This window comes from Pseudomonas sp. G.S.17, assembly GCF_038096165.1.
Classification (GTDB): Bacteria; Pseudomonadota; Gammaproteobacteria; order Pseudomonadales; family Pseudomonadaceae; genus Aquipseudomonas.
Window position 1 is genome coordinate 1933427 of sequence record NZ_CP151076.1, and the last position, 26832, is coordinate 1960258.

Consider the following 26832-nt stretch of genomic DNA (forward strand, 5'->3'; position numbering starts at 1 on the left):
GAAAGCGTTGGGTCAAACGCCAACTATGTTGAATGTACCGGCCTCTTCGCGGATAAATCCGCTCCTACGGGGGCTGTCGTCGCACTATTCAACGCCCGCATCTGCTCACACCCCCACAACACCCGCTCCGGCGTGGCGGGTGCGTCGATTTTCGGTTGATAGCGATAATCCGCAAGGCTCGCCACCGCGTCCTTGATTGCACACCACGCCGCAATGCCCAGCATGAACGGCGGTTCGCCAACGGCCTTGGAATGGAACACGGTGTCTTCCGGATTCTTGCGGTTTTCCACCAGCTTGACCCGCAGGTCCAGCGGCATGTCCGCCACGGCCGGAATCTTGTAGCCCGCCGGGCCATTGGTCATCAGTTTGCCCTTGGCATTCCAGACCAGCTCTTCAGTGGTCAGCCAACCCATGCCCTGAATGTAACCACCTTCGACCTGGCCGATATCAATGGCCGGGTTCAGCGAGGCGCCGACGTCATGCAGGATGTCGGTGCGCAACATTTTGTATTCGCCGGTCAGGGTGTCGACGATCACTTCGGTGCAGGCGGCGCCAAACGCGAAGTAATAGAACGGCCGCCCGCGGGCCTGACTGCGGTCGTAGAAAATCTTCGGCGTCTTGTAATAGCCAGTGCTGGACAGCGACACCTGACCCATCCACGCCAGTTGCGCGAGGGATTCGAACGACAGGATCTGCTCCCCGGCGCGAACATGGCCGTTGCGGAAATCCACGTCCGCTTCCTCGACCTTGAAGTGCCTGGCTGCGAATTCCACCAGCCGCTGCTTGAGGATTTGGGCCGCGTTCTGCGCTGCCTTGCCGTTCAGGTCAGCGCCACTGGACGCGGCAGTCGGCGAAGTATTCGGCACTTTGTCGGTGTTGGTTGCGGTGATCTGAATGCGCTCAATGTCGACCTGAAACACCTCGGCGACGACTTGCGCAACCTTGACGTTCAAGCCCTGGCCCATTTCCGTGCCGCCGTGGTTCAGGTGAATGCTGCCGTCGGTGTAGATATGGATCAGCGCGCCGGCCTGATTGAGAAAACTGGCGGTAAACGAAATGCCGAACTTCACCGGCGTCAGCGCCAGGCCTTTCTTGAGGATCGGGCTGTTGGCGTTGTAGGCACGAATGGCTTCGCGCCGCGCCGCGTACTGGCTGCTTTCCTCCAGTTCGGCGGTCATCTCTTCGAGCATGTTGTGCTCGACGGTCTGGTAATAGTGGGTAACGTTGCGCTCGGTCTTGCCGTAGTAATTGGCCTTGCGCACTTGCAGCGGGTCTTTGCCCAGGTGGCGGGCGATGGCGTCCATCACTTCTTCGATGGCAACCATGCCTTGCGGCCCGCCGAAGCCGCGATACGCGGTGTTCGATGCGGTGTTGGTCTTACAGCGGTGGCCATTGATGGTGGCGTCGCCCAGGTAATACGAGTTGTCGGCATGGAACATCGCCCGATCGACAATCGACGCCGAAAGGTCCGGCGAATAACCGCAGTTACCGGCCAGCTCCAGCTGAATGCCATGCAAACGCCCGTTGTCATCAAAGCCAACGTCGTACTCGATATAGAACGGATGGCGTTTGCCGGTCATCAGCATGTCTTCGACCCGAGGCAAGCGCATCTTGGTCGGCTGCCCGGTCAAGCGTGCGACTACGGCGCATAAGCACGCCGGGCTTGCGGCCTGGGTTTCCTTGCCGCCAAAACCGCCGCCCATGCGACGCATGTCGACGACGATCTTGTTCATCGACACATCAAGCACTTCAGCGACCAGCTTTTGCACTTCGGTGGGGTTTTGCGTCGAACAGTAGACGATCATGCCGCCATCTTCGGCGGGCATCACCGAGGAAATCTGCGTTTCCAGATAAAAATGCTCCTGGCCGCCGATATGCAGATTGCCCTGAATGCGATGCGCCGCAGCGGCCAGCGCGCCAGCGGAATCACCCCGTTGATGGGTGTGGCTGTCGAGCACGAAATGTTTGTTGCGCAGCGCCTCGACCACATCCAGCACCGGTTCAAGGTCTTCATATTCAATGACTGCCGCCATCGCCGCCTCGCGGGCGATGTCCAGAGTGCGCGCAGCAACGGCAATCACTGGCTGGCCGACGAATTCCACCTTGTCGATGGCCAGAAGAGGATCGCCGGGCAACAGCGGGCCGATGTCTTTCAGGCCGGGAATGTCTTCGTGAGTGATTGCAATGCGCACGCCTTCGAAGGCGTAGCAGGGCGTGACGTCGACGCTGACGATGCGCGCGTGGGCACGGTCGGACAGGCGCGCGTACACATGCAATTGATTGGGGAATTCCAGGCGGTCATCGATATACACCGCTTCGCCGGACACATGTTTGTCGGCGCTGTCATGCTTGACGCTGCGCCCGACGCCGGTGGTCAGGTCCTGCTGAAACAGGGCGATCATTTCCGCCTGGGTTTTTGCTGCTGGATGGTTAGACATAATCAGTCACCCGCGTTTCGATGTGCGGTGATTGCAGCTCGATGAAGTATTTGCGCAGCAGGTTCTGCGCACTCAACAAGCGATATTCCTTGCTGGCGCGAAAATCCGACAGCGGCGTGAAATCTTCCGCCAGCGCCGCGCAGGCGCGCTCCACCGTGGCGCTGGTCCAGGGCGCGCCGATCAGCGCTTGTTCACAGGCCGCCGCGCGTTTCGGGATCGCCGCCATGCCGCCGAAAGCCACTCGCGCATCGGCAATGGCACCGTTCTCGATGTGCAGCCGGAATGCCGCGCACACCGCAGAAATATCGTCGTCCAGCCGTTTCGACACTTTATAGGCGCGGAATGCCTGCCTGGTGTTGGCCTTGGGCACGATGATCTTCTCGATGAACTCGCTTTCCTGACGCGCGGTGACCCGGTAATCGATGAAGTAGTCTTCCAGCGCCAGGGTGCGACGCGTGTCGCCCTTGCGCAACACGATGTGCGCGCCGAGGGCAATCAGTAGCGGTGGCGAGTCGCCAATCGGCGAGGCATTGCCGATATTGCCGCCCAACGTGCCCTGATTGCGAATCTGCAACGAGGCGAAGCGCTGCAGCAGTTCGCCGAAGTCCGGGTACTCGGCAGTCAGCGCGGCGTAACAGTCGGTCAGCGACGTCGCTGCGCCGATCTCCAGCCGGTCGTCGAAATGTTCGATGCGCTTCAAATCGGCGACATTGCCGACGTAGATCATCACCGGCAGCGGACGATGAAACTGGGTGACTTCCAGCGCCAGATCGGTACCGCCCGCCAGCAGCCGTGCTTGCGGGTAAGACTCATAAAGTTGCGCCAGATCGGCGACCGTCAGCGGCACCAGACAGCGCTTGTCGCCGCTGTTCAGCTCGCCGGTTTGCGTGGGCGCAATGGCGCGCAGGCGGGCGATGGTTTCGGCCTGGCGCTGATCGAACTGGTCAGGCTGACGATTGGCGCAGGATTGCTTGGCGGCCGCGAGGATCGGCCGATAACCGGTGCAGCGGCAAAGATTGCCGGCCAGCGCTTCGTAGGCCTGATGCGAATCGGCCTGGATGCTGTTCTTTTGCAGGGCAAACAGCGACATCACAAAACCGGGCGTGCAAAACCCGCATTGCGAGCCGTGGCAATCGACCATGGCTTGTTGAACGCTGTGCAGTTGGCCTTGATGTTTGAGGTCTTCAACGCTGATCAGTTGTTTGCCGTGCAGCGAAGCCACGAAGGTCAGGCACGAATTCAGGCTGCGATAACGCAGGCTCTGTTCGCCTTGCTCATCATTGGCCAGTTCACCGACCACCACCGTGCAGGCCCCGCAATCACCGCTGGCGCAACCTTCCTTGGTGCCGGGTTTGTGCAGGTGTTCGCGCAGGTAATTGAGGACCGTCATGTTCGGGTCCAGAGCCTGCTCGGTGCGCAGCTCGTTGTTTAAAAGAAATTGGATCACGGAAGGCCCTCTGCACGTTTTTTTTGTAATCGAACATGACGCTGAATCTATCAGCTCTGACTTTACGGTCAATAAAAATTCTGACCTTTGAGTCAGGAAAAATCACTTTTTGATCATTTGCCGATTAACGGTGTGCTCCGGTTGCAATAAACGGATACGACGTTGTCCAAAGTTTTGCTTATTTCGTGCCAGTTTCCACGTGCATGGCCCTGCGCCATGGGCCTTGGTTGCGATACACTTCGCGGCTTGGTTTTCACAAGTATTTAGGATAGTCATGACGTTCAAGGCGCCGGATAGCCTCGCCGAGCAAATCGCTCACCATCTTGCCGAGCGCATCATCCGTGGCGAACTCAAGCCCGGGGAGCGTATTCAGGAACAAAAGGTCACGCTGGCGCTGAACGTCAGCCGTGGCTCGGTGCGCGAAGCATTGCTGATTCTTGAACGCCGCCATCTGGTGGCGATCCTGCCGCGCCGTGGCGCACAGGTTACCGAACTCAATGCGCATAACGTGCAGAGCCTCTGCACGCTGATGAGCGAGTTGTACATTCTGCTCGCCCTGGCCGTGGCTGATCGCTGGCAGGAGCCGGCCGATCTCGCGCCGTTCCTGCAGATCCAGCAGCGCCTGATTGCCAGTTTCGAGCGCGGCGACGTCAAGACGTTCGTCGAAGACAGCTTCAATGTCATGCGCGCCGCGTTCCCGTTCGCCGACAATCCGTATCTGCAGGAAACCGTCGAGAATCTGCAGCCTTCCATGAGCCGCAGCTATTACCTGGCGCTGGAGCAACGCAAGGCGGAGATGAGCGAATACCTGACGCTGTTCGCGCAGTTGCTGGATGCTGTTGTCGCCCGTGATGCCGTGCAGATTCGCGTCGTGCTGACCCGCTACGGCCAGCGCAGTTGCCAATTGGTGCTGTCGGCGCTGGGAGCGAGCTGAGCCCATGCGCCTGAAGTGCATCAAGCTGGCGGGGTTCAAGTCCTTCGTCGACCCCACCACGGTGAACTTCCCCAGCAACATGGCGGCAGTCGTAGGCCCTAACGGCTGCGGCAAATCCAATATCATCGACGCCGTGCGCTGGGTCATGGGCGAAAGCTCGGCCAAGAACCTGCGCGGCGAGTCGATGACCGATGTCATCTTCAACGGCTCCACGACCCGCAAACCGGTCAGCCAGGCGAGCATCGAGCTGGTGTTCGATAACTCCGATGGCACGCTGGTGGGCGAATACGCCAGCTACGCGGAAATTTCCATTCGCCGCAAAGTGACCCGCGACAGTCAGAACAGCTATTACCTGAACGGCACCAAGTGCCGTCGCCGGGACATCACCGACATCTTCCTCGGCACCGGCCTGGGCCCGCGCAGCTACTCGATCATCGAGCAGGGCATGATCTCCAAGCTGATCGAAGCCAAGCCTGAGGACCTGCGTAATTTCATTGAAGAAGCGGCCGGCATCTCCAAGTACAAGGAGCGCCGCCGCGAAACAGAAAACCGCATTCGTCGCACCCACGAAAACCTCGCCCGCCTGACCGACCTGCGCGAAGAGCTGGAGCGTCAGCTCGAACGCTTGCATCGCCAGGCCCAGGCCGCCGAGAAATATCAGGAATACAAAGGCGAAGAACGCCAGCTCAAGGCCCAGTTGTCGGCCTTGCGCTGGCAGGCGTTGAACGATCAGGTCGGCCAGCGCGAAGCGGTGATCGGCAATCAGGAAGTGGGTTTCGAAGCGTTGGTCGCTGACCAACGCAGCGCCGATGCGAGCATTGAGCGCCTTCGAGACGGGCATCACGACCTGTCCGAGCGATTCAATCTGGTGCAGGGTCGCTTTTATTCGGTGGGCGGCGACATTGCGCGGATCGAGCAAAGCATCCAGCACGGCCAGCAGCGCTTGCGCCAATTGCAGGACGACCTGCGCGAAGCCGAGCGCGCGCGGCTGGAAACCGAATCGCATCTGGGGCACGACCGCACCTTGCTGGCGACCTTGGGCGAAGAGCTGGAAATGCTTGAGCCCGAACAGGAAATGACCAGCGCCGCCGCCGAGGAATCCGCTGCGTCCCTGGAAGACGCAGAAACCGTGATGCATGGCTGGCAGGAGCAATGGGAGACCTTCAACCAACGCTCTGCCGAACCCCGGCGTCAGGCCGAAGTGCAGCAATCGCGCATCCAGCAGCTGGAACAGAGCATGGAACGCCTGGGCGAGCGTCAGCGGCGTCTGGGCGAAGAGCGTCAGTTGCTCGCTGCGGCGCCGGAAGATGCGGTGATCCTCGAACTCAGCGAAGACCTCGCCACCCGGGAAATGACCCTCGAAGAGCTGCACATCGGCGAAGAACAGGCCGTTGAACGTGTCGAGCAGCTGCGCAGCGAACTGCAACAGGCCAATCAGGCCCAGCAACAGGCCCAGGGCGAACTGCAACGTCTCAATGGCCGATTGGCGTCGCTGGAAGCCTTGCAACAAGCGGCTTTGGACCCTGACACCGGCACCGCTGAATGGCTGCGCGAACACGATTTGGCCGAGCGCCCGCGTCTGGCTGAAGGCTTGCAGGTCGAGGCGGGCTGGGAGCTGGCGGTGGAAACCGTGCTCGGTGCCGATTTGCAGGCGGTCCTGGTGGATGACTTCGACGGGCTGGATCTGGCCGGTTTCCAGCAAGGCGACTTGCGTCTGGTTAATCCAGCGGCCGACGCCGTGCGCATCCCCGGCAGCCTGCTGGAAAAGGTCGACAGCGCCATGGACCTGTCGATCTGGCTCGGCCAGGTCAAACCTGTGGCAACCCTTGACGACGCCTTGGCCCAGCGCGCGCAGCTTGCCGCCGGACAAAGCCTGATCAGTCGCGATGGTTATTGGGTCGGTCGGCATTTCCTGCGGGTCCGGCGCGCCAGTGAAGCGCAAAGCGGTGTGCTGGCCCGTGGTCAGGAATTGCAGCGCCTGGGCCTTGAGCGCGACGAGCGCGAAGCGACCCTGGCCGCCCTTGAAGAACAATTGCTGACCTTGCGCGAACAACAGTCGTTGCAGGAAGAAGCCCGGGAACAGCTGCGCCGTCGTGTGCAGGACGAAACCCGGCAACAGAGCGAACTCACTGCGCAGCTGTCGGCGGCCAAGGCCAAGGTCGAGCAACTGACCTTGCGCCGCACGCGTCTGGACGAAGAGCTGGCCGAACTGGGCGAGCAGCGCGCCATCGAACATGAAAGCCTTGGCGAATCGCGCCTGCAATTGCAGGACGCGCTGGACGCCATGGCGCTGGATACCGAACAGCGCGAGCTGCTTCAGGCCCAGCGCGACAGCTTGCGTGAACGTCTGGATCGCGTCCGTCAGGAAGCCCGGCAACACAAGGATCATGCCCATCAGTTGGCAGTTCGTCTGGGTTCGCTACGCGCGCAGCATGATTCCACGCGCCAGGCGCTGGAGCGGCTGGAAATGCAATCCGAGCGCCTGACCGAAAAGCGCGAGCAACTGAACCTGAATCTGGAGGAGGGCGAAGCGCCTCTGGAAGAGCTGCGGCTCAAGCTTGAAGAACTGCTTGAACGGCGCATGGTCGTCGACGACGAAATGCGTACCGCGAAAATCGCCCTGGAAGACGCCGACCGGGAATTGCGCGACGCCGAAAAACGTCGGACCCAGGCTGAACAGCAATCCCAGTTGCTGCGCGGTCAGCTGGAACAGCAACGCATGGAATGGCAGTCGCTCACGGTGCGGCGCAAAACCTTGCAGGATCAATTGCTTGAAGACGGTTACGACTTGCACGGCGTCCTCGCGACGCTCACGCCAGAAGCCAACGAAAAAGACGCTGAAGAAGAACTGGAACGCATCGGTGCGCGGATTCAGCGTCTGGGCGCGATCAACCTCGCGGCGATTGATGAGTATCAGCAGCAGTCCGAACGCAAACGCTATCTGGACGCACAAAACGCCGATCTGGTGGAAGCGCTGGATACGCTGGAAAACGTGATTCGCAAGATCGACAAGGAGACTCGTAACCGCTTCAAAGAGACCTTCGATCAGATAAATAGCGGAATTCAGGCACTTTTCCCAAAAGTTTTCGGTGGTGGCTCTGCTTATTTGGAACTGACGGGCGAAGATTTACTCGATACAGGGGTGACAATCATGGCGCGTCCCCCAGGCAAGAAGAACAGCACCATTCATTTGTTGTCTGGTGGCGAGAAAGCCTTGACCGCGTTGGCTCTGGTTTTTGCCATTTTCAAACTCAATCCGGCACCGTTCTGCATGCTCGACGAAGTGGATGCACCGCTGGACGATGCGAACGTCGGACGTTATGCCAGACTGGTTAAGGAGATGTCGCAGACCGTGCAGTTCATTTACATCACCCACAACAAGATCGCCATGGAAATGGCTGATCAACTAATGGGTGTAACCATGCACGAGCCGGGCTGTTCGCGGCTGGTGGCGGTAGACGTTGAGGAGGCAATGGCATTGGTAGATGCCTGATTCTCAGACCGCCCGAGGCGGGAAAATGGCTCTTTGATAGCGCGTTATGCAGAGGTCTGTGCGGTAGATAACGCTTCTGGCGCAAACCAGATGTATCAGACGGTGTAAAGTTGCCTTTGGTCGTGCTAGCTTAATGTCCACTTTTTCTTTTCGCGTGGGCAAATTGCCAGTCAGAACATAGACTTGGCACCACGTTTTAAAGGGGTTTAGGCCCTTATTTTCAGCATTCTTTATTAGAGGCACGGGATTACATGGAAATCGGTCTGCGCGAGTGGCTGATCGTCATCGGCATTATTGTCATTGCCGGTATTCTTTTCGATGGCTGGCGCCGTATGCGCGGCGGCAAAGGTAAATTGAAATTCAGGCTCGACCGGAGCTTTTCCAACCTGCCGGACGATGATGAAACTTCGTCCGCCGAGGTGCTTGGTCCGCCGCGCGTGCTGGATACCCACAAGGAACCGCAACTGGACGAGCACGACCTGCCGTCGATGAGCGCCAGCCCGCGTGACAACAAACGCAGCAACAAGCGCAAGGACGAGCCGCAACAGGGCGACCTGAACCTCGACCTGGACGGCCCGAGCCTGTTTACCGGGCGCGACGACGAGTTCCCGGACGACAAGCCCAAGCAGCGCATCACCGAAGACAAGGATTTGCCACCGGTGGAAGAAGTGCTGGTGATCAGCGTGATTGCCCGTGACGAGAGCGGCTTCAAAGGTCCGGCCCTGCTGCAGAACATTCTGGAAAGCGGCCTGCGTTTCGGCGAAATGGACATTTTCCATCGTCACGAAAGCATGGCGGGTAACGGCGAAGTGCTGTTCTCCATGGCCAATGCGGTCAAGCCGGGTGTTTTCGATCTGGACGATATCGACCATTTCAGCACCCGCGCCGTGAGCTTCTTCCTTGGCTTGCCGGGCCCGCGTCATCCGAAGCAGGCTTTTGATCTCATGGTCGCTGCTGCTCGCAAGCTGGCTCATGAACTCAACGGTGAACTCAAAGACGACCAGCGTAGCGTCATGACCGCGCAGACCATCGAGCATTATCGTCAGCGCATCGTGGAATTCGAACGCCGCGCGTTGACCCAGCGTCGTTGACCTCGTAGGACCGGCTTTAGCCGGGAAGAGGGCGGTTCATCCGACGTCTATTTTGCGTCTGGTACATCGCCTTCCCGGCTAAAGCCGGTCCCACAAGGTTCAGGTCCGAGCAGCAACACCATTTGAGCAGCCCAGGCTGCTCTTTTGCTTTTTGAGAGAACACCGAATGAAAGCCGCCGAAACCCGAATCCTGGAACTGCGTGCAGAGCTGGACCAACACAACTACCGCTACCACGTGCTCGACGAGCCGAGCATTCCGGACGTGGAATACGACCGGTTGTTCCACGAGCTCAAGGCGCTGGAGGTCGAGAATCCGCATCTGGTCACCCCGGATTCGCCCACTCAGCGGGTCGGCAGCGCAGCGCTTTCGGCGTTTACTCAAGTGCGTCATGAAGTCCCGATGCTCAGCCTGGGCAACGCCTTCGAAGAAAACGACATGCGCGAGTTCGACCGCCGTGTCACCGAAGGCCTCGATTTGCCGGTTGGGGATTTGTTGAGCGAAGGCGCCAAGGTGCAGTACAGCTGCGAGCCGAAGCTCGATGGTCTGGCGGTCAGTCTGTTGTACCGCGATGGCGCGCTGGTGCGTGGCGCAACCCGAGGCGACGGCACCACCGGCGAAGACATCAGCGTCAACGTGCGGACCGTGCGCAATATCCCGCTGAAGTTGCATGGCAGCGGCTGGCCGCAGACGCTGGAAGTGCGCGGCGAAGTGTTCATGTCCAAGGCCGGTTTCGAGCGACTCAACGCCAGCCAGCTGGAAGTCGGCGGCAAGACCTTCGCCAATCCGCGTAACGCCGCCGCTGGCAGCCTGCGCCAGTTGGATTCGAAGATCACCGCCAATCGTCCGCTGGAATTCTGCGCTTACGGTCTGGGTCAGGTTTCCGAGGAGTTCGCCGACACGCACATCGGCAATCTGAACCAACTGAAAAAATGGGGCATGCCGGTCAGTCGCGAGCTGAAACTGGCCAACGGTATTGATGAGTGTCTGGCCTATTACCACGACATCGGCGAGCGTCGCCTGTCGCTGAGCTATGAAATCGACGGCGTGGTATTCAAGGTCAACAGTCTGGCTTCCCAGCGCGAACTGGGTTTCCGTGCCCGTGAGCCGCGTTGGGCCATCGCCCACAAATTCCCGGCCATGGAAGAACTCACGGAACTGGTCGACGTCGAGTTTCAGGTGGGTCGTACCGGCGCGGTCACGCCGGTTGCGCGTCTGAAACCGGTCAAGGTCGCCGGCGTCACCGTGGCCAACGCCACCTTGCACAACATGGATGAAGTCGCGCGTTTGGGCCTGATGATCGGCGACACGGTGATCATTCGCCGCGCGGGTGACGTGATCCCGCAAGTCGTGCAAGTGGTGCTTGAGCGACGCCCGGATGACGCCCGCGCCGTCGAGATTCCCCAAACCTGCCCGGTGTGCGGCTCCCATGTAGAGCGCACGCAGTTGATCAAGCGCAGCAAGGGCAAGGAAACCGTCAGCGAAGGTGCGGTGTATCGCTGCGTGGGTCGTCTGGCCTGCGGCGCGCAGCTCAAGCAAGCGATCATTCACTATGTTTCGCGACGGGCGATGGACATTGAAGGGCTGGGCGACAAAACCATCGAGCAATTGGTGGATGAGAAACTCATCGGTTCGCCGGCAGATCTGTATGGCCTGAAATTCGAGCAGATCGTCGATCTGGAAGGCTTCGCGGAAATCTCCAGCAACAAGCTGCTCAAGGCCATCGAAGACAGCAAGCGCCCGACCCTGGCGCGCTTCATTTACGCGCTGGGCATTCCTGATGTCGGCGAAGAGACCGCCAAGGTGCTGGCGCGCTCGTTGGCATCGCTGGAACGGGTCAAGCAGGCGTTGCCGCAAGTCCTGACTTACCTGCCGGATGTCGGCCTGGAAGTGGCCCACGAGATCCACAGCTTTTTCGAAGACGAGCACAACCGCAACGTCATCGACGCGCTGCTGGGTGAGCGCGGCCTGGAGTTGCAGGATCAGGGCGAGTTGGGTGCGGAATTCGCCGCCAGCGCGACCCTGGGTGGCTTGATCGACAAACTGAACATCCCGGCCGTCGGCCCCGGTGCAGCGCAGAAACTGGCCGACAAGTTCGGTTCGCTGCAGGCGGTGATCGAGGCTGACTGGCTGGACATGCGCCAGGCATTGCCTGAGAAGCAGGCCAAGGCCGTGCGGGATTTCTTCGACGACCCTGAACGCGCCGCGTGCGGCCTGGCCATCGAAGCGCAGCTCAAGGACTTCGGCATGCATTGGCAGAGCGAGATAAAGGTCGTGGAAGGCTTGCCGCTGGCCGGACAGACCTGGGTGCTGACCGGTTCGCTGGAACTGATGAGCCGCGACATCGCCAAGGAAAAGCTCGAAAGCCTCGGCGCGAAAGTCTCCGGCTCGGTTTCTGCCAAGACCCATACCGTAGTCGCCGGGCCGGGTGCCGGGTCGAAACTGACCAAGGCCAATGAACTTGGGCTCAACGTGCTGGATGAAGAGGCGTTTGTGGGTTTCCTTGGCAAGCATGGCATCAAGGCGGATTGAGCGGGTGGCAATACCGTAGGACCGGCTTTAGCCGGGAGGACGCTCTCCCGGCTAAAGCCGGTCCTGCGAACCTCGCGGGATCTGTACTTTGTTAAATCATTGAACCCCCGCAAACGCCGATGATCTAGTGCTTGCACGCCTACAAGGAGATCGTCATGTACCGGTTTTTCGAGCAACTCAGTTCACGTATTGCCGCGCCATTTGTCAGTGAAACCAAGCGCGCGAGCAAGGTCTGGCAGTGCCAGTGCGGGCAGTCGATCTTCTTTCCCAATACCCAATGCCTGTCGTGTTCCGCAGCGCTGGGCTATTTGCCGGAGCAAGGCCGTCTCAGCGCACTGGAGCCAGGCCCTGAAGAAAACACCTGGCGCTTGAGCGATGAGCCTGGCGCCGGGCTCTATCGGCGTTGCGCCAACCTCAGCACTCCGGCGGCCTGCAACTGGCTGTTTCCCGAGCACAACGCCGGGGAATTCTGCATCGCATGCAGCCTTAACCGGACCATCCCCGATCTGTCGATAGCGGAAAACGGCGAACGCTGGTGCAAGGTCGAGACCGCCAAGCGCCGCCTTGTCGCACAGCTAATCTCGCTGGGCTTGCAGGTCATTCCGAAAACCCGGGACGAAGAGCGCGGTCTTGCTTTCGATTTCGTCGGCGTGGATCTGGAAGGCAAGCTGCCCACCACCGGCCATGCCAATGGCTTGATCACGCTGGATATCAAGGAAGCGGACGACGATCACCGCGAGAAGGTTCGGGTACAGATGCACGAACCTTATCGGACCTTGCTGGGACATTTCCGACATGAAGTCGGGCATTACTACTGGGATCGCTTGATCGCCGACACTTACTGGCAAGACGGCTTTCGCAACCTGTTCGGCGATGATCGCGCCAGTTACGCTGATGCCCTCGATCATCACTACCAGAGCAGTGCACCAGCGGACTGGCAGCAGAGCTTCGTCAGCGCCTACGCCACCATGCATCCGTGGGAAGACTGGGCGGAAACCTGGGCGCACTACCTGCACATGATGGATGCGGTCGATACCGCGCTGGGTTTTGGCATGAGTGCCCGCGATATGGATCTGGATTACCAGCCATTTCCGCTGGACACCCTGTACGACCCGCAGCATCCCGGCGGCCCGGCGTTCCTGTCGTTCGTCAACGCCTGGATCGAACTGGCGGGCATGCTCAACGAGCTGTCACGCAGCATGGGGCAACCGGATTTCTACCCGTTCGTTTTGTCGCCGGCGGTCATTACCAAGCTGCATTTCATCCATCTGGTGATTCAGGATGCTGGCGGCAAGGCGGATGAGGCGTTGCAGGCGCAGTGATGAGATGCCATCTGAATCACCGAGTTATTTCATGGGAACGGCCGGGTGACGTCATCCGGTAGGACCGGCTTTAGCCGGGAGGGCGGTCTCCCGGCTAAAGCCGGTCCTACGGATCTTTTGCTACAAGGTCAGCAGCAAACGTCGCTCATATCCGATCCGGCCTTTGTACGCTTCGCCGGTATCGACCCAACCCTGGCCGAGATACAGATTCAGTGCAGGCAGATTATCGGCGTCCACCGAGAGCATTATTTGCGGGATATCCGGCCATTTCGCTCGAACGGCATCTGGCAAACCTTGCAGAAAGACCTTGCCCAGCCCTTTACCTTGAAAGCGTCGATCGATCTGCAGGGCGTGCAGCGTAGCCGAACCCTGAGTCGCCCACGCCGGTAGATACTCCCCACGTTTGAGCATGAAGAATCCTACCGGTTGGTCATCCTCCAGCAGGACGAATCCTTCGATATCAGCAGTCGACCGAATCAGCAGCGTATTCAACGCGCAGTAGATATCGCCCGAGTACGGAATCTGCTCGGGCAAGATCTCCAGCAGATCCAGCTGTTTTCGCTGGGCGTCGGTCAGCGTCTGGTAACTCACAACCTGGTTTTTCATCACTGATTAAACGCACCGTCTGACAGGAAATGTAGTCGGTGCACATTATGGCAATTAGTGCCAAGGACCGCTCAGGTTAAACACCTGCTTTTCCACTGCAGCCAGGGTGTCGCAGCCGTCGCTTAGCAGCATTAGCGCGGCATTGGCCATGTAGCGAACGTCGCAGTCGTCGGCACCTTCCAGACACTCCAGCAGATGCCGCGCCATGCGGATACGTCGGTCAGCGCTGGCAAACAGAAAATCCAATGGTGCCTGGCTGTCGATATGCAGGATGGGCGTGTCGGTGTTGTTGCTTTTGAGCGGGACGAAGCGGGTCATGCTGCACCTCCGCAGTTGGCTGCGGTGAATGGGGCAGGGGGATTGCGGGTGATCTTGAGCATGATTAACGATCTCTCTTTGCTAGTGAGGCTGCCGAAAACTCACTTCCACATGAGTGGGTGGCAGCTGTGCGCGGGTGTGGAAGACCGGTCAAAGAGCAACCCGGCGCACCCGAAGGTGCCCCAGCGCACAGCCGCCATAACGCATCCATCGAACGCCTTAACAGATTCCGATGATGGGTATGACCTCTGTACTCTTTGAACAGCCGGGCTTCCACACCCGATCGCTGATAAGCAGCGACGGCGCGACTATAAAGCTTCGATTGCGCTGCCCGCAACCCGTCCAGCCCCCGTCACACAAGTGCTTGAGCGCTATCGAGTTTTTTATCCGGGTAACGGGTTGTAACTTCGCGTCAGACCGGTACAATGGCGCGGCTTGCCGACAGGCGAGCGTCGTTATGGTGACCCCATCGGTCCCCCCGCAACGATTACCCGTGAACCTGGTCAGATCCGGAAGGAAGCAGCCACAGCGGGAACATTGTGTGCCGGGGTGTGGCTGGTGGGGTTGCCTCCATAACGCCCCTTCGTACTATCAGAATTCCTTCGCCATACCCCCAAAAATTCTCTGGCAATACCATGGACAGCATCGTCCAGACTCATTAGCGTCTCGCATAAAGCTACTTCGCCATGGGAATTTTGCCGTGAACCGAATCCAACATTTGCAGCTGATGGCCGACTACAACCGCTGGATGAACGACAAGGTGTATCAGGCTGCGGCAGGCCTTCCCTGCGAAGAACTGTGCGCCGACCGCAAGGCATTTTTCGGTTCGATCATCGGCACGCTGAATCATCTGGTTGTCGCCGATACCATCTGGCTCAAGCGCTTTGCCCGCCATTCGGCCGGGCACAAAAGCCTTGAGTCGATCACCTGCCTGGAAGATCCGCAGGCCCTGAGTCAGTTGCTGTTCACCGAGCTGGACGCGCTGCTGGCCCGGCGACAGCTGCTTGATCAGGTGATTGTCGAGTGGACCGCCGCATTGACCGAGGCAGACCTGGACACGGTGATGGCGTACAGCAATACAACCGGGATCAAGGCCGAGCGTAATTTCTACGGTCTGCTCGTCCACTTTTTCAATCACCAGACGCACCATCGCGGGCAGGCAACGACGCTGCTCACGCAAGCAGGCGTCGATGTCGGTTCGACGGATTTGCTGGCGCTGGTGCCCAATTTCGTCGCCTGAAACAGCGGGAGGGGGGAAGGGCTTTTGGGAGAGGACTTGTCCTCGATAGCAGTGGTTCAGGCAGATCGCGGTTGGCCGGGCTGACCTCTTCGGGGACAAGTCCCCTCCTACCGGTCTTGCGCAGGCCGGTAGGACCGGACTTGTCCGGGAAGGCGTGATCGGGGACAAGTCCTCTCCCACAGGGAATGGCATAACCAGGCATCAAACTCTGCAACAAAGTATCTACAGATCCTTAAGCCACTGCGCCACGTCGAAGGATGGACACGCCTTGATGAATTCGTTCGGGGTAATTTTGCCGTCGCCGTTCTTGTCGGGTGACAGGTCGCGGTGACCAAGAATCTTCGCCTGCGGATAACGTTTTCCCAGCTCGCGCAATAGGGGCTCAAGGGTGGCGAATTGTGCCGGGGTGAAGTTGTTCTCGGGCTTGTTGTTCGCATCCACGCCGCCTGCCAGACAAACGCCGATGGAATTGCTGTTGTGCCCGCGCACATGGGCACCGATGGCGCTTTCCGGGCGACCGGTTTCCAGTTCGCCGTTGCGACGGATGACGTAGTGATAACCCACGGTGTCGAAGCCGCGCTGGATATGCCATTGCGTAATGTCGCGCACGCCAATGTCGGCTGAGGCTTTGGTCGCCGAGCAGTGGACGACGATCAGGTCGGTGCTGTCGCGATCCTTGAACGTCGGGGTTGGAGCTGTCGCTGTTGCTGGGTTCATGCCTGCATTCCTTGCAAGGTTATTGGAACCTTGTAAGGAATACGTTCGGTACTCAGGGCACAAGTCGGCCGCTTGCCTCGGCGGCCGACAGAGTTGTCAGCTGCTTATGTGGGAAATTGCAGCGTATTGGTCAGATCGCCCATTGGCGCCTGGCCGCGCGCGATCATTGCGCTGTCCCGTTCCTGGAGGCCGTTGAGCTTTTCCAGGCCGTGAATACGCGTGATCAGACGCAGGATGGAGGCGGTGTCGTACAGCGTGTGATCCACCGTGCCTTTGCGGGCGAACGGCGAAACCACCAACGCCGGCACGCGGGAACCTGGCCCCCAGCGGTCGCCTTGGGGCGGCGCGACGTGGTCCCACCAACCGCCGTTTTCATCCACGGTGATGACGATCACCATGTTTTCCCATTGCGGGCTGTTGCGCAGCACCTTGATGACGCGGTCGATGTGGCGATCTCCGGCGGCGATATCGGCGTAGCCGGCGTGCATGTTCAGATTGCCCTGCGGCTTGTAGAAGGTGACGGCTGGCAATTTTCCGGCTTCGGCGTCGGCGAGGAATTTGTTGCTGCGCGATTCATCTCCAAGACCGCCATCCCGCAGACGCTTCTTGCGCTCAGCCGGGTTCTGCGGGCCTTGTTGAACGAAGTAGTTGAACGGCTGGTGGTGGTACTGAAAGTTGGGGATCTTCGGGATGCCAGTGGAATCCTTGAATTGGTCGAGGGTGACTTGCCAGGCACCGGCGTACCACGCCCAATCGACGTTTTTCCGGCTTAGTTTGTCGCCGATGTGTTCATGGCTCTGTGGCACCAACACGTTAGGCAGGTCCGGCTTGGAGTAGTCCGGTTTTTCCGGATCGCGCAGCCAGGTCGGCCAATACGGTGGGGCCAGCGTGTTGACGCCATAGCCGTCCGGCGTCAACGCGCTGGGGCCGAATTGCGGTGGCCCGGTCATGGCGCTGGCGGGGGATTTCTCCAGCGGTTTGAGCCGTGTGTCACGGGGATTGTCGCTTTCCAGCGCGGCGATCTGCGATTTCGCCGCCGAGGTCGCAGCATTCGGATAGAACGGCGCGGTGGCGGCAATCAGGTAATGGTGGTTGAGGAATGAGCCGCCGAAAGCGCCCTGAAAGAAGTTGTCGCACAGCACGAATTCTTTGGCGACGTCCCACAGGCGCAACGAATATTGGCTTTGCGCGTAGTGGCCCATGGTCAAGCCGCCCGCATCGGCCCAGGCGACGAAGCGGTCATTTTTGCCGCCGTTGATTTGCATCTGATTCTGATAGAACACATGCCACAGGTCCCTGGTCACCAGGCCGAACGGCAAGTCCTCGCCATCCATTCCCTTGAGCGGGTAGGGCGCATTGGGCAGGTTTTCCTGGAATTGACCGCCTGCCGGGTAGGTGACGCCATCAACGGTCTGCGGCCCGACCTGCAACACGCCGCCCCAGGCGGGCGGCAGGCTTTGCAGCAGCGAGCCGTCGCGGTCGCGTTGCTGGTAGTCCTCGGGTTTGAGCGCGGACAGCGGCTTTTCCACGCCCGAAAAATTGCCGAACAGGTTGTTGAAACTGCGATTCTCGGCGTAGATCACCACCACGGTTTTCACGTTGTCGCTCAGTGCCTTGTCCAGCGCCGCGCCGCTGAGCGGTGCCATTGTCGCTGTAGTCGCACGCGCGTCGGCTTTTACGTAGCTGCCAAGCGTCGCGCTTGCGCCCAACACGGCGACGCCGCCGAGGAAGCGCCGTCTGCTGGCGTCAGGTTTGTTGTCGTCGTCCGGGTGGTCGCTCATGCTGATGCGTACTCGCTGCGAAATTGTTGCAGGATGTTTCGCAGGAGCCTAGCGGGGCTTTATGACGTTATTGCGACAGCGATGCACCCGCTCTGGGCAGCGGCGCGGTGTATTTGTCGATGATCCGTTGCAGTTCGCCGGATACCGACATACGTACCAGCACGCGCAACAGGCGTTGCACCGGAATATCCGGATCGTTGCGCACAATGCAGCCTGCCGGTTGTTCGGTCAGTTGAGTCACGGTGCGCAGCGGTGGGTTGCCGGGATGGATGCGGTTGTACCAGTCCAAGGCCATTTTATTGGCCACTGCATATTGATAGCGCCCGACCGCAAGTTTCTTCAGGACCTGATCCTGATTGCGGGCGTCTTCGCGGATCAGTTGACGCCGATTGAAGAAAGGCTGCAGCACCGGATAGCTATAGCCCAGGACTGTGCCAATCACTTCGCCTGGCGCCAGTTGCGCCGGACTGGTGATCCTGCGGTCATCGTTCACGGCCACCAACACGTCACGCTGGATCAGGATCGGCAGGCTCCAGGTGTAATCCCCCGAAAGCCCGGCTGTCCAGGCCTGCGCGGCGTAGCACCGAACGTTGACTTCGCCGCGCTCCAGCGCCGCCTGAACCCGCAGTCGGGGCAGCACGTGATATTCGGCAGTACGCCCGACCTGACGCGCCAGGCTTTGCATGATGTCGAACAGAATCCCGTCATTGGGCTGACGGTTGACGATATTCACCAACGGCATTGACCAGCTATCGGCGATAGAAAAGCGCAGGGGCGTCTCAGCGGCGAGGCTGGAACTGGAAACCACCAGCGAAATGCTCAAAACCAGTTCGCGCATGATGCCCTCAGGGTGAGCAGTATGAAGCTGATGATAGGTACTGTAGCGGCAGTTATGCCATTCATTTGAGTGGGAAGGACAGATTAGAAATGACACCAGATGCAATTTTGCCCTTGCTCCGCTAGCATTAGCGGTCTTCCGCTTCCCAGTTGCGACGGTTTTCGATGAGTTATCAGGTTCTTGCACGTAAATGGCGTCCGCGCTCGTTTCGCGAAATGGTCGGCCAGACTCATGTGTTGAAGGCCCTGATCAATGCGCTGGACAGTCAGCGGCTGCACCATGCCTATCTGTTCACTGGCACGCGCGGGGTGGGTAAAACCACCATAGCGCGGATCATAGCCAAATGCCTTAACTGCGAAACCGGCATTACTTCCACGCCGTGTGGGGTGTGTTCGGTGTGCCGGGAAATCGATGAGGGCCGCTTTGTCGACCTGATCGAAATCGATGCCGCGAGCCGCACCAAGGTCGAAGACACCCGCGAATTGCTGGACAACGTGCAGTACGCGCCGAGTCGCGGACGCTTCAAGGTCTATCTGATCGACGAAGTGCACATGCTTTCCAGCCATTCGTTCAATGCGCTGCTCAAGACCCTCGAAGAGCCGCCGCCGTACGTCAAATTCATTCTGGCGACCACCGATCCGCAGAAGCTGCCGGCGACCATCCTGTCGCGCTGCCTGCAGTTCTCGCTGAAGAACATGACCCCTGAACGCGTGGTCGAGCATCTGACTCACGTGCTCAGCGTGGAAAACGTGCCGTTTGAAGACGATGCGCTGTGGCTGCTGGGGCGCGCCGCCGATGGTTCGATGCGCGATGCCATGAGCCTGACCGATCAGGCGATTGCCTTCGGCGAAGGCAAAGTCATGGCCGCCGACGTGCGCGCCATGCTCGGTACGCTGGACCACGGTCAGGTGTTCGACGTCCTCACCGCGTTGATCGACGGCGATGCGCGCAGTTTGCTGGAAGCAGTACGCCATCTCTCCGAGCAAGGCCCGGACTGGAACGGCGTGCTCTCGGAAATTCTCAATGTGCTGCACCGCGTCGCCATCGCCCAGGCGTTGCCGGAAGCGATCGACAACGGGCATGGCGATCGTGATCGGGTGTTGGCGCTGGCCCAGGCGTTGCCCGCCGAAGATGTACAGTTTTATTACCAGATGGGCCTGATCGGCCGTCGCGACCTGCCTTTGGCACCTGATCCGCGCGGCGGCTTCGAAATGGTCCTGCTGCGCATGCTGGCGTTCCGGCCTGCGGACAGCACGGAAGCGCCGAGTCAGCCGTTAAAGTCGGTGGGGATCAATCAGGCCACAGTTGATTCCCGACCAACAGTGGCCGGTGCGGCAGTTGTCGCGCCGGTAGTAACCGCTTCTGCGGCAAGCAGTGCGCCGGTTGTTCAGCCAACGGTGATTGAAAAGCCCGCTCCGGCAGTGGTGGAAGCTCCGGCCGCGCCCGAGGTCGATCTGCCGTGGAACGAACCCAAGGCAGCGCCTCCAGCGGTAGAGCTGGCGGCAGAGATTCAAGCCGACCCGGAAGCCGAGCCCATCCCCGTTCAGGAATCCGTTCCAGAACCGATGCTCGATACCGTGGCCGAGCAGCCCGAGCTGACGCCGATGCCGACCCCGGCACCCGCGACGCCGGTGCCGGATGCGCCTGAAGTTGAAACAGCGCAGGCCGAAGCCGCCGCCGAACAGGCCCCGGTCATTGTGGAAGCTCCGGCCGTGCGGGAATCGATCCCCGAACACGCTTACGTGCCAGCGCCCATGGACCGCGACGACGAACCGCCGATGGACGACGATTATGTCGAGCCGGACGTGGACATCGATCCGGCGTCCTACAGTTATCTTGACGAGCTGGCGCACGAAAGCGTTGCCGAAGAGGTCGAAGCAGAACCCGCTCCGGCATTGATGCCGGCCACCGGTCTGGCGCTGGAATGGCTGCAGATGTTCCTCAAACTGCCGATTTCGGGCATGACCGGCAGCATCGCCGCCAACTGTACGTTGATCGCGATGGACGGCGACGCTTGGCTGCTGCATCTGGACCCGGCGCACAGCGCGCTGTACAACGCGACTCAGCATCGTCGTCTGAACGACGCGTTGAATCAGTACAGCGGCCGGACCATCAACTTGCGTGTCGAGTTGATCAAGCCTGAGCAGGAAACCCCGGCCCAGGCCGCTTCGCGTCTGCGTGGCGAGCGTCAACGACAGGCCGAGGCGTCGATCCACGGTGATCCGTTCATCCAGCAGATGCTGCAACAGTTTGGCGCGGTGATCCGGGAGGATACGATTAAACCTGTAGATGCCCCGGTGGCTCAGACTCTTTAACAGACGGCGCGGCGCTCAAATGTGTCGCGTCAGATAACTACATCGATTTGCGAGGAGATATCCCATGATGAAAGGTGGCATGGCCGGCCTGATGAAGCAGGCACAGCAGATGCAGGAAAAAATGGCCAAGATGCAGGAAGAACTGGCCAACGCCGAAGTGACCGGCCAATCAGGCGCAGGCCTGGTGAGCGTGGTGATGACCGGTCGTCATGACGTCAAGCGCATCAATCTGGACGACAGCCTGATGCAGGAAGACAAGGAAGTGCTGGAAGACCTGATCGCCGCCGCCGTCAACGACGCGGTGCGCAAGATCGAACAGGCCAGCCAGGAAAAAACCGCAGGCATGACCGCAGGCATGCAATTGCCACCGGGCATGAAACTGCCGTTCTGATCGAACCCGCGTGTCGAAAATGCCAGGCCAAGTGCCTGGCATTTTTGTTTCTGCACGACGTATAACAGGTTGACGCAGGCCAATCCGACCGAACGCCAACCATACATGACGGTCTGCTCTGCATACCCGTGGAAATCATCACCAAGGAGTCCGTGCGATGACCCAAGAATTAATTCTCAATCAGCGCATTGTTCTGGCCTCGCGTCCGAACGGTGCGCCAACCCCGGAAAACTTTCGTCTCGAGCGCGAGGCATTGCCCGATCTGGAAGACGGTCAGGTGCAACTGCGCACTTTGTATCTGTCGCTGGATCCGTACATGCGCGGCCGCATGAGCGACGCCCCGTCCTATGCCGATCCGGTGGAGATCGACGCCGTCATGGAAGGCGGCGCGGTGAGCGTGGTCGAGCAGTCGCGCAATCCGAACTACAAGCCGGGCGACCTGGTGGTCGGGCAGACCGGCTGGCAGACCCACAGCATCAGCGACGGCGCGCTGCTGCAAGCGGTGCCCAAAGGCCTACCCAGCGAGTCGATGGCCGTGGGCGTGCTGGGTATGCCCGGCATGACCGCGTACATGGGGCTGATGGACATCGGCAAGCCAAAAGCCGGGGAAACCCTGGTGGTGGCGGCGGCTTCCGGCGCGGTGGGTTCCGTGGTGGGTCAGGTGGCCAAGTTGCAGGGCTTGCGGGTCGTGGGTGTCGCGGGCGGTGCCGACAAGTGCCGCTATGTCGTCGATGAGCTGGGTTTCGATGCGTGTATCGATCACAAGAGCGAGAATTTTGCCGAAGAACTCAAGCAAGCCTGTGGCGACGGCATCGATATCTATTTCGAGTTGGTCGGCGGCAAAGTCTTTGATGCGGTATTGCCGTTGCTCAATCCACGAGCGCGTATTCCGCTGTGCGGCGTGATTGCCCAGTACAACGCTCAAGGTGTTGCAGAAGGCGAGAACAAGCTTCCACTGCTGATGCGCACGCTACTGACCAAGCGCGCGCTCATGCAGGGCTTTATCGTCTATGAGGCGTATGGCCATCGTCGTGACGAGTTCATTACCGCAATGCTGCCGCTGGTGACTGACGGCAAGGTGAAGTTTCGCGAGGATGTGGTGGACGGTCTGGAGCAGGCTCCGGAGGCCTTCATCGGTTTGCTCGAAGGGCGCAACTTCGGCAAGTTGGTGATCAAGGTTTCCAACGCGTGAATTGACGCTGCCTACAGGGCGCGGGTATAAACCGCGTCTTGTGTTTTTGTCGGACCTTTCTCCATGAGCTTCAGCCCACTGATTCGCCAGTTGATCGATGCCTTGCGCACTTTGCCGGGTGTCGGCCAGAAGACCGCGCAACGTATGGCGCTGCAACTGCTTGAGCGCGACCGCAGCGGCGGCTCGCGTCTGGCGCTGGCATTGAGCCAGGCCATGGAAGGCGTCGGCCATTGCCGGTTGTGCCGCACCCTCACCGAAGACGACCTTTGCCCGCAATGCGCCGATGTACGTCGCGACGATACGCTGCTGTGCGTGGTCGAAGGCCCGATGGACGTGTATGCGGTCGAGCAGACCGGCTATCGCGGACGCTATTTCGTGCTCAAGGGCCACCTTTCGCCTCTCGACGGGCTTGGGCCGGAAGCCATCGGCATTCCGCAACTGCTGGCGCGCATCACCGAGCAAGGCACCTTCACCGAGATCATCCTGGCTACCAACCCCACGGTGGAAGGCGAAGCGACGGCGCACTACATCGCGCAACTGCTGGCCAACAAAGGCCTGATCACCTCACGCATCGCCCACGGCGTGCCACTGGGTGGCGAGCTGGAGCTGGTGGACGGCGGGACCTTGGCGCATTCGTTTGCAGGGCGTAAGCCGATAGCGTTGTAGTTCGCCCCAGATCCGTTGGAGATTCTATGTTCGCGAGCAAGCTCGCTCCCACTATTCGGTCAGCCCGAACTCGGTCAGGCAGAACGTCGGGATCTGCATGGCTTGCAGGCGTTGCGAGCCGCCCAGTTCCGGCAGGTCGATAATCGCGGCGGCTTCATGGATTTCGGCGCCCATGCGGCGGATCAGGTTGGCCGCTGCTATCAAGGTGCCGCCAGTCGCGATCAGGTCATCGAACATCACCACTGAATCGCCTTCGCACAGGCTGTCCGCGTGAACTTCCAGGTATGCCTGGCCATATTCGGTCTGGTACGCCTCGGACAAGACATCGGCAGGCAGCTTGCCTTGCTTGCGGAACAGGATCAGCGGTTTGTTCAGCTCGTAGGCGATGATCGAGCCGATCAGAAAACCCCGGGCATCCATCGCGCCGATGTGCGTGAAGTCGGCGTAGATGTAGCGCTGCACGAAGCTGTCCATGATCAGGCGCGTGGCCTTGGGCGACTGGAAGAGCGGGGTAATGTCCCGAAAGATCACGCCTGGCTTGGGGAAATCCACAACAGGGCGGATCAGGGATTTGAAGCTGAATTGATCGACAGTCATAAAAGGTGATCCAGGGCAGGAATGAATAGCGCGCCTAGTCTATAGCCGCCCGCTCTGGATCGCACTGTCAGCTTTCGATAGCGCCGCCAGCCAGTGCACACAGCTGGATAGGATCGAGAATCTGGATTTCCTTGCCTTCGGCTGCAATCAGCTCGTTCTGCTGGAAGCGCGTGAACACCCGAGATACGGTTTCCACTGCCAGGCCCAGGTGATTGCCGATTTCGTTACGCGACATGCTCAGGCGGAACTGGTTGGCCGAAAAACCCCGTGCGCGGAAGCGGGCGGACAGGTTGACGAGGAACGTCGCGATGCGTTCATCGGCGGTTTTTTTCGACAACAGCAGCATCATTTGCTGGTCGTCGCGAATTTCCCGGCTCATGACCCGCATCAACTGGCGACGCAACTGCGGCAACTGCACCGACAGCTCGTCCAGGCGTTCGAACGGAATTTCACAGACTGACGTGGTTTCCAGCGCTTGCGCCGATACCGGGTAAGCCTCTGAATCCATGCCCGACAGGCCCACCAGTTCGCTGGGCAGATGGAAACCGGTCAATTGTTCTTCACCGCCGTCGCTGATACTGAATGTCTTCAGCGCGCCGGAACGTACTGCGTATACCGAGACAAAGGTGTCGCCCTGACGGAACAGGAACTCACCTTTTTTCAATGGGCGGCCACGCTTGACGATTTGGTCAAGTGCGTCCATGTCTTCGAGATTCAAGGAAAGTGGCAAGCAAAGGGGCGCCAGGCTGCAATCCTTGCAGTGAGCCTGGGTATGAGCACGCAACTTGACTGGCTCGGACATTGGTTTAATCCTTGTGGGAAAACACACATAAGTTATAAGGGTAACTCACCCGCAGGGAATCCGGCCAGCGCCATTAAACATGCCCGGCATCAAGTTTTGGCGAGTCGGGCCGATAGTTCCGGGATCATCGGCTTTCTGATCAGGGGTTTACACTCATGTGGTCACCAACACTTACCGCCATCAGTAACGCGTTTATCAGCGCCAACAAGCCTGCGAAAACCAGCTCCAGCGAACCGGCCGCCGCCGAAACGGCAACCGGTGCGAGCAAAACCGGCGACAGCGTGCAAGTCACCTTGTCCGCTGCGGGGCAGGCCCGGGCCGCGCTTGCGCGTTCCACCAATCCCGACATTGCCGAAAGCGGCCTGCCGGATTCGGTGCAGAAAATCCTGACCGCCGTACGCGAGTCCCAGAAAGGTATGGACCGTCTGGAGAAGGAGTTGCAGGCCGCCATGAAGGACAAGTACCTGACTCCGGACATGCGCCAGGCCAAAGTCTCGGCCCTGCAAACGGTATCGGCGATTTATCAGCGTCAGATCAGCAACACCACGTCGGATTTGTCGGCGGTCATGAGCAAGCTCAAGCTCGGTTCTGCTGACAAAATGAAAGCCAGCATGCTGGTCATGGCCAAGATGTAGCGCCACGCCTGCTGCTGGAAGTGGTGCAGCCATCCGCTCAGATCACCCGTGTCATATCACCCGTGAAAAGCGCTGGCGATTCTGCTGCGAAAGATGTGCGTCAAACACCATGCACACCGACCGCACCAACAAGCGCCCGGCCGGCATGACACGAATGCCGTCGGCGTCCAGCTCGATCAGGCCGTCTGCGGCCATGGTCGCCAACTCGGGCCACAGCTCGCTGAAGTAAGCGCGAAAATCAATCTCGAATTCGGTTTCAATATCGGCGAAGTCCAGGCTGAAATGGCAGATCAACTGCTGGATCACCGCCCGGCGCACGCGATCATCTTCCGTGCAGATCAGCCCGCGCTTGGTCGCCAGTTGATCGCTGGCCAACAGGTTCTGGTAATCGTTGAGGTCGCTGCTGTTCTGGCTGTACAGATCACCGATCTGGCTGATGGCGGAAACCCCCAGGCCAATCAAGTCGCAATGGCCATGAGTGGTGTAACCCTGGAAGTTGCGTTGCAGGGTCAATTCTTCCTGTGCCACGGCCAGCTCGTCATCGGGCAGGGCAAAGTGGTCCATGCCGATGTAACGGTAACCGGCCTTGGTCAGCTGCTCGATGGTTTGCTCAAGCATCAGCAGCTTGTTTTCCGGTGAAGGCAGGTCGGCGGCTTCGATGCGGCGCTGCGGCATGAAGCGTTCTGGCAGGTGCGCGTAGTTGAACACCGAAAGCCGGTCCGGTTGCAGGGTGATGACTTCGTCGACGGTGTGGGCGAAGGCATCGGGGGTTTGCTTGGGCAGGCCGTAGATCAGGTCGATATTCACCGAACGAAATTGCAGGGTGCGTGCCGCTTCGATGATGGCTTGGGTCTCTTCCAGGCTCTGCAGACGATTGACTGCGCGTTGCACCTGCGGATCGAGGTCTTGCAAACCAAGGCTGACGCGGTTGAAACCGAGTTCGCGCAACAGGCCCATGGTCGACCAGTCGGCTTCCCGTGGGTCGATCTCGATACCGTAGTCGCCCGAGTCATCGTCCAGCAGATTGAAATGCTTGCGCAGCTGGGCCATCAACTGGCGCAGCTCGTCATGGCTGAGGAAAGTCGGCGTGCCGCCACCGAAGTGCAATTGCTCCACCACCTGACCCGGGTCCAGATGGCAGGCGATCATCTGGATTTCGTGCTCAAGGCGCTGCAGGTAGGCCTGAGCGCGGCCGCGATCCTTGGTGATGACTTTGTTGCAGGCGCAGTAATAACAAATGTTCGCGCAGAACGGGATGTGGACATAGAGCGACAAGGGGCGCATGGCCTTGCGGCTGTCGCGCAGGGCGTGGAGCAGATCGAACGCTCCAACCTGTGTTTGAAATTGCACGGCTGTGGGGTAGGACGTGTAGCGCGGCCCCGCCAGGTCGTAGCGGCGGATCAGATCAGAATCCCATTGAATTGCGTCGAGCATGCGGGCGTTCCCCGGATAGACTGGCAGTGCCGGTCAGTCTAGGGA

21 protein-coding genes and 1 other RNA gene are annotated in these 26832 nt (G+C 59.8%); 12 read left to right on the top strand and 10 right to left on the bottom strand.

Annotated features, from left to right (window positions below):
• Positions 1-23 precede the first annotated feature (23 nt).
• Together xdhB and xdhA are read right to left on the bottom strand one after the other, a co-directional pair.
• A complete protein-coding gene (xdhB, locus tag AABC73_RS08895; RefSeq protein WP_341523262.1) occupies positions 24-2438 on the bottom strand; it encodes a xanthine dehydrogenase molybdopterin binding subunit in 2415 nt (804 codons plus the stop codon).
• A complete protein-coding gene (gene xdhA, locus AABC73_RS08900) occupies positions 2431-3885 on the bottom strand; it encodes a xanthine dehydrogenase small subunit (protein WP_341523263.1) in 1455 nt (484 codons plus the stop codon). The genes xdhB and xdhA overlap by 8 nt, the downstream gene beginning before the upstream one ends.
• A 274-nt stretch (positions 3886-4159) precedes the next feature.
• Here xdhA and AABC73_RS08905 point away from each other — a divergent pair, with 274 nt between their 5' ends.
• The 5 genes from AABC73_RS08905 to AABC73_RS08925 all read left to right on the top strand — a co-directional run bounded on the left by AABC73_RS08905 (position 4160) and on the right by AABC73_RS08925 (position 13255).
• On the top strand, positions 4160-4819 hold the full coding sequence (locus AABC73_RS08905; RefSeq protein ID WP_341523264.1) for a GntR family transcriptional regulator: 660 nt from the start codon (positions 4160-4162) through the stop codon (positions 4817-4819).
• A 4-nt stretch (positions 4820-4823) separates the two neighbouring features.
• Positions 4824-8312: a chromosome segregation protein SMC gene (smc, locus tag AABC73_RS08910; RefSeq protein ID WP_341523265.1), complete on the top strand. Its 3489-nt coding sequence runs from the start codon at positions 4824-4826 to the stop codon at positions 8310-8312.
• Positions 8313-8563: 251 nt separating this feature from the next.
• Positions 8564-9403 (top strand): cell division protein ZipA, encoded by an 840-nt coding sequence (gene zipA, locus AABC73_RS08915; RefSeq protein ID WP_341523266.1) that lies wholly within the window; start codon positions 8564-8566, stop codon positions 9401-9403.
• A gap of 166 nt (positions 9404-9569) precedes the next feature.
• On the top strand, positions 9570-11933 hold the full coding sequence (ligA, locus tag AABC73_RS08920; protein ID WP_341523267.1) for an NAD-dependent DNA ligase LigA: 2364 nt from the start codon (positions 9570-9572) through the stop codon (positions 11931-11933).
• Between the two features lie 155 nt (positions 11934-12088).
• Positions 12089-13255, top strand: coding sequence for a putative zinc-binding peptidase (locus AABC73_RS08925; RefSeq protein WP_341523268.1), 1167 nt, complete (start codon positions 12089-12091; stop codon positions 13253-13255).
• Between the two features lie 120 nt (positions 13256-13375).
• Here AABC73_RS08925 and AABC73_RS08930 read toward each other — a convergent pair whose 3' ends face one another.
• Both AABC73_RS08930 and AABC73_RS08935 read right to left on the bottom strand, forming a co-directional pair.
• Positions 13376-13861, bottom strand: coding sequence for a GNAT family N-acetyltransferase (locus AABC73_RS08930; RefSeq protein WP_341523269.1), 486 nt, complete (start codon positions 13859-13861; stop codon positions 13376-13378).
• A 54-nt stretch (positions 13862-13915) separates the two neighbouring features.
• Positions 13916-14179: a hypothetical protein gene (locus tag AABC73_RS08935; protein ID WP_341523270.1), complete on the bottom strand. Its 264-nt coding sequence runs from the start codon at positions 14177-14179 to the stop codon at positions 13916-13918.
• 467 nt (positions 14180-14646) lie between these two features.
• Here AABC73_RS08935 and ffs point away from each other — a divergent pair.
• Both ffs and AABC73_RS08945 read left to right on the top strand, forming a co-directional pair.
• Positions 14647-14743, top strand: an RNA gene (gene ffs / locus AABC73_RS08940) — signal recognition particle sRNA small type.
• A 136-nt stretch (positions 14744-14879) separates the two neighbouring features.
• On the top strand, positions 14880-15419 hold the full coding sequence (locus AABC73_RS08945; protein WP_341523271.1) for a DinB family protein: 540 nt from the start codon (positions 14880-14882) through the stop codon (positions 15417-15419).
• Positions 15420-15641: 222 nt separating this feature from the next.
• On the opposite strand, the gene AABC73_RS08950 is transcribed toward AABC73_RS08945, so the two are convergent.
• The 3 genes from AABC73_RS08950 to AABC73_RS08960 all read right to left on the bottom strand — a co-directional run bounded on the left by AABC73_RS08950 (position 15642) and on the right by AABC73_RS08960 (position 18755).
• Entirely contained in the window at positions 15642-16136 is a 495-nt protein-coding gene (locus tag AABC73_RS08950; protein WP_341523272.1) for an N-acetylmuramoyl-L-alanine amidase, read from the bottom strand.
• A gap of 104 nt (positions 16137-16240) precedes the next feature.
• Positions 16241-17917, bottom strand: a complete 1677-nt coding sequence (gene acpA, locus AABC73_RS08955; RefSeq protein WP_341523273.1) for an acid phosphatase — start codon at positions 17915-17917, stop codon at positions 16241-16243.
• A gap of 67 nt (positions 17918-17984) precedes the next feature.
• Positions 17985-18755: a transporter substrate-binding domain-containing protein gene (locus AABC73_RS08960; RefSeq protein WP_341523274.1), complete on the bottom strand. Its 771-nt coding sequence runs from the start codon at positions 18753-18755 to the stop codon at positions 17985-17987.
• Positions 18756-18919: 164 nt separating this feature from the next.
• Here AABC73_RS08960 and dnaX point away from each other — a divergent pair, with 164 nt between their 5' ends.
• From dnaX to recR, 4 genes are all read left to right on the top strand, one after another.
• The gene (gene dnaX, locus AABC73_RS08965) at positions 18920-21070 is read left to right on the top strand and encodes a DNA polymerase III subunit gamma/tau (RefSeq protein WP_341523275.1); all 2151 of its coding nucleotides are present in this window, start codon (positions 18920-18922) and stop codon (positions 21068-21070) included.
• A 64-nt stretch (positions 21071-21134) separates the two neighbouring features.
• On the top strand, positions 21135-21461 hold the full coding sequence (locus AABC73_RS08970; protein WP_020292807.1) for a YbaB/EbfC family nucleoid-associated protein: 327 nt from the start codon (positions 21135-21137) through the stop codon (positions 21459-21461).
• A gap of 157 nt (positions 21462-21618) precedes the next feature.
• Positions 21619-22653, top strand: coding sequence for an NADP-dependent oxidoreductase (locus AABC73_RS08975; protein WP_341523276.1), 1035 nt, complete (start codon positions 21619-21621; stop codon positions 22651-22653).
• Between the two features lie 63 nt (positions 22654-22716).
• Positions 22717-23319: a recombination mediator RecR gene (gene recR / locus AABC73_RS08980; RefSeq protein WP_341523277.1), complete on the top strand. Its 603-nt coding sequence runs from the start codon at positions 22717-22719 to the stop codon at positions 23317-23319.
• A 51-nt stretch (positions 23320-23370) separates the two neighbouring features.
• Here the strand turns inward: recR and AABC73_RS08985 are convergent, their stop codons facing one another.
• Positions 23371-23916, bottom strand: coding sequence for an adenine phosphoribosyltransferase (locus AABC73_RS08985; RefSeq protein WP_341523278.1), 546 nt, complete (start codon positions 23914-23916; stop codon positions 23371-23373).
• A gap of 67 nt (positions 23917-23983) precedes the next feature.
• Positions 23984-24718, bottom strand: coding sequence for a fumarate/nitrate reduction transcriptional regulator Fnr (fnr, locus tag AABC73_RS08990; protein ID WP_341523279.1), 735 nt, complete (start codon positions 24716-24718; stop codon positions 23984-23986).
• A 155-nt stretch (positions 24719-24873) separates the two neighbouring features.
• Here fnr and AABC73_RS08995 point away from each other — a divergent pair, with 155 nt between their 5' ends.
• Positions 24874-25353, top strand: coding sequence for a chemotaxis protein (locus tag AABC73_RS08995; protein ID WP_341523280.1), 480 nt, complete (start codon positions 24874-24876; stop codon positions 25351-25353).
• Between the two features lie 51 nt (positions 25354-25404).
• On the opposite strand, the gene hemN is transcribed toward AABC73_RS08995, so the two are convergent.
• Entirely contained in the window at positions 25405-26787 is a 1383-nt protein-coding gene (gene hemN, locus AABC73_RS09000; protein WP_341523281.1) for an oxygen-independent coproporphyrinogen III oxidase, read from the bottom strand.
• Between the last annotated feature and the right edge of the window lie 45 nt (positions 26788-26832).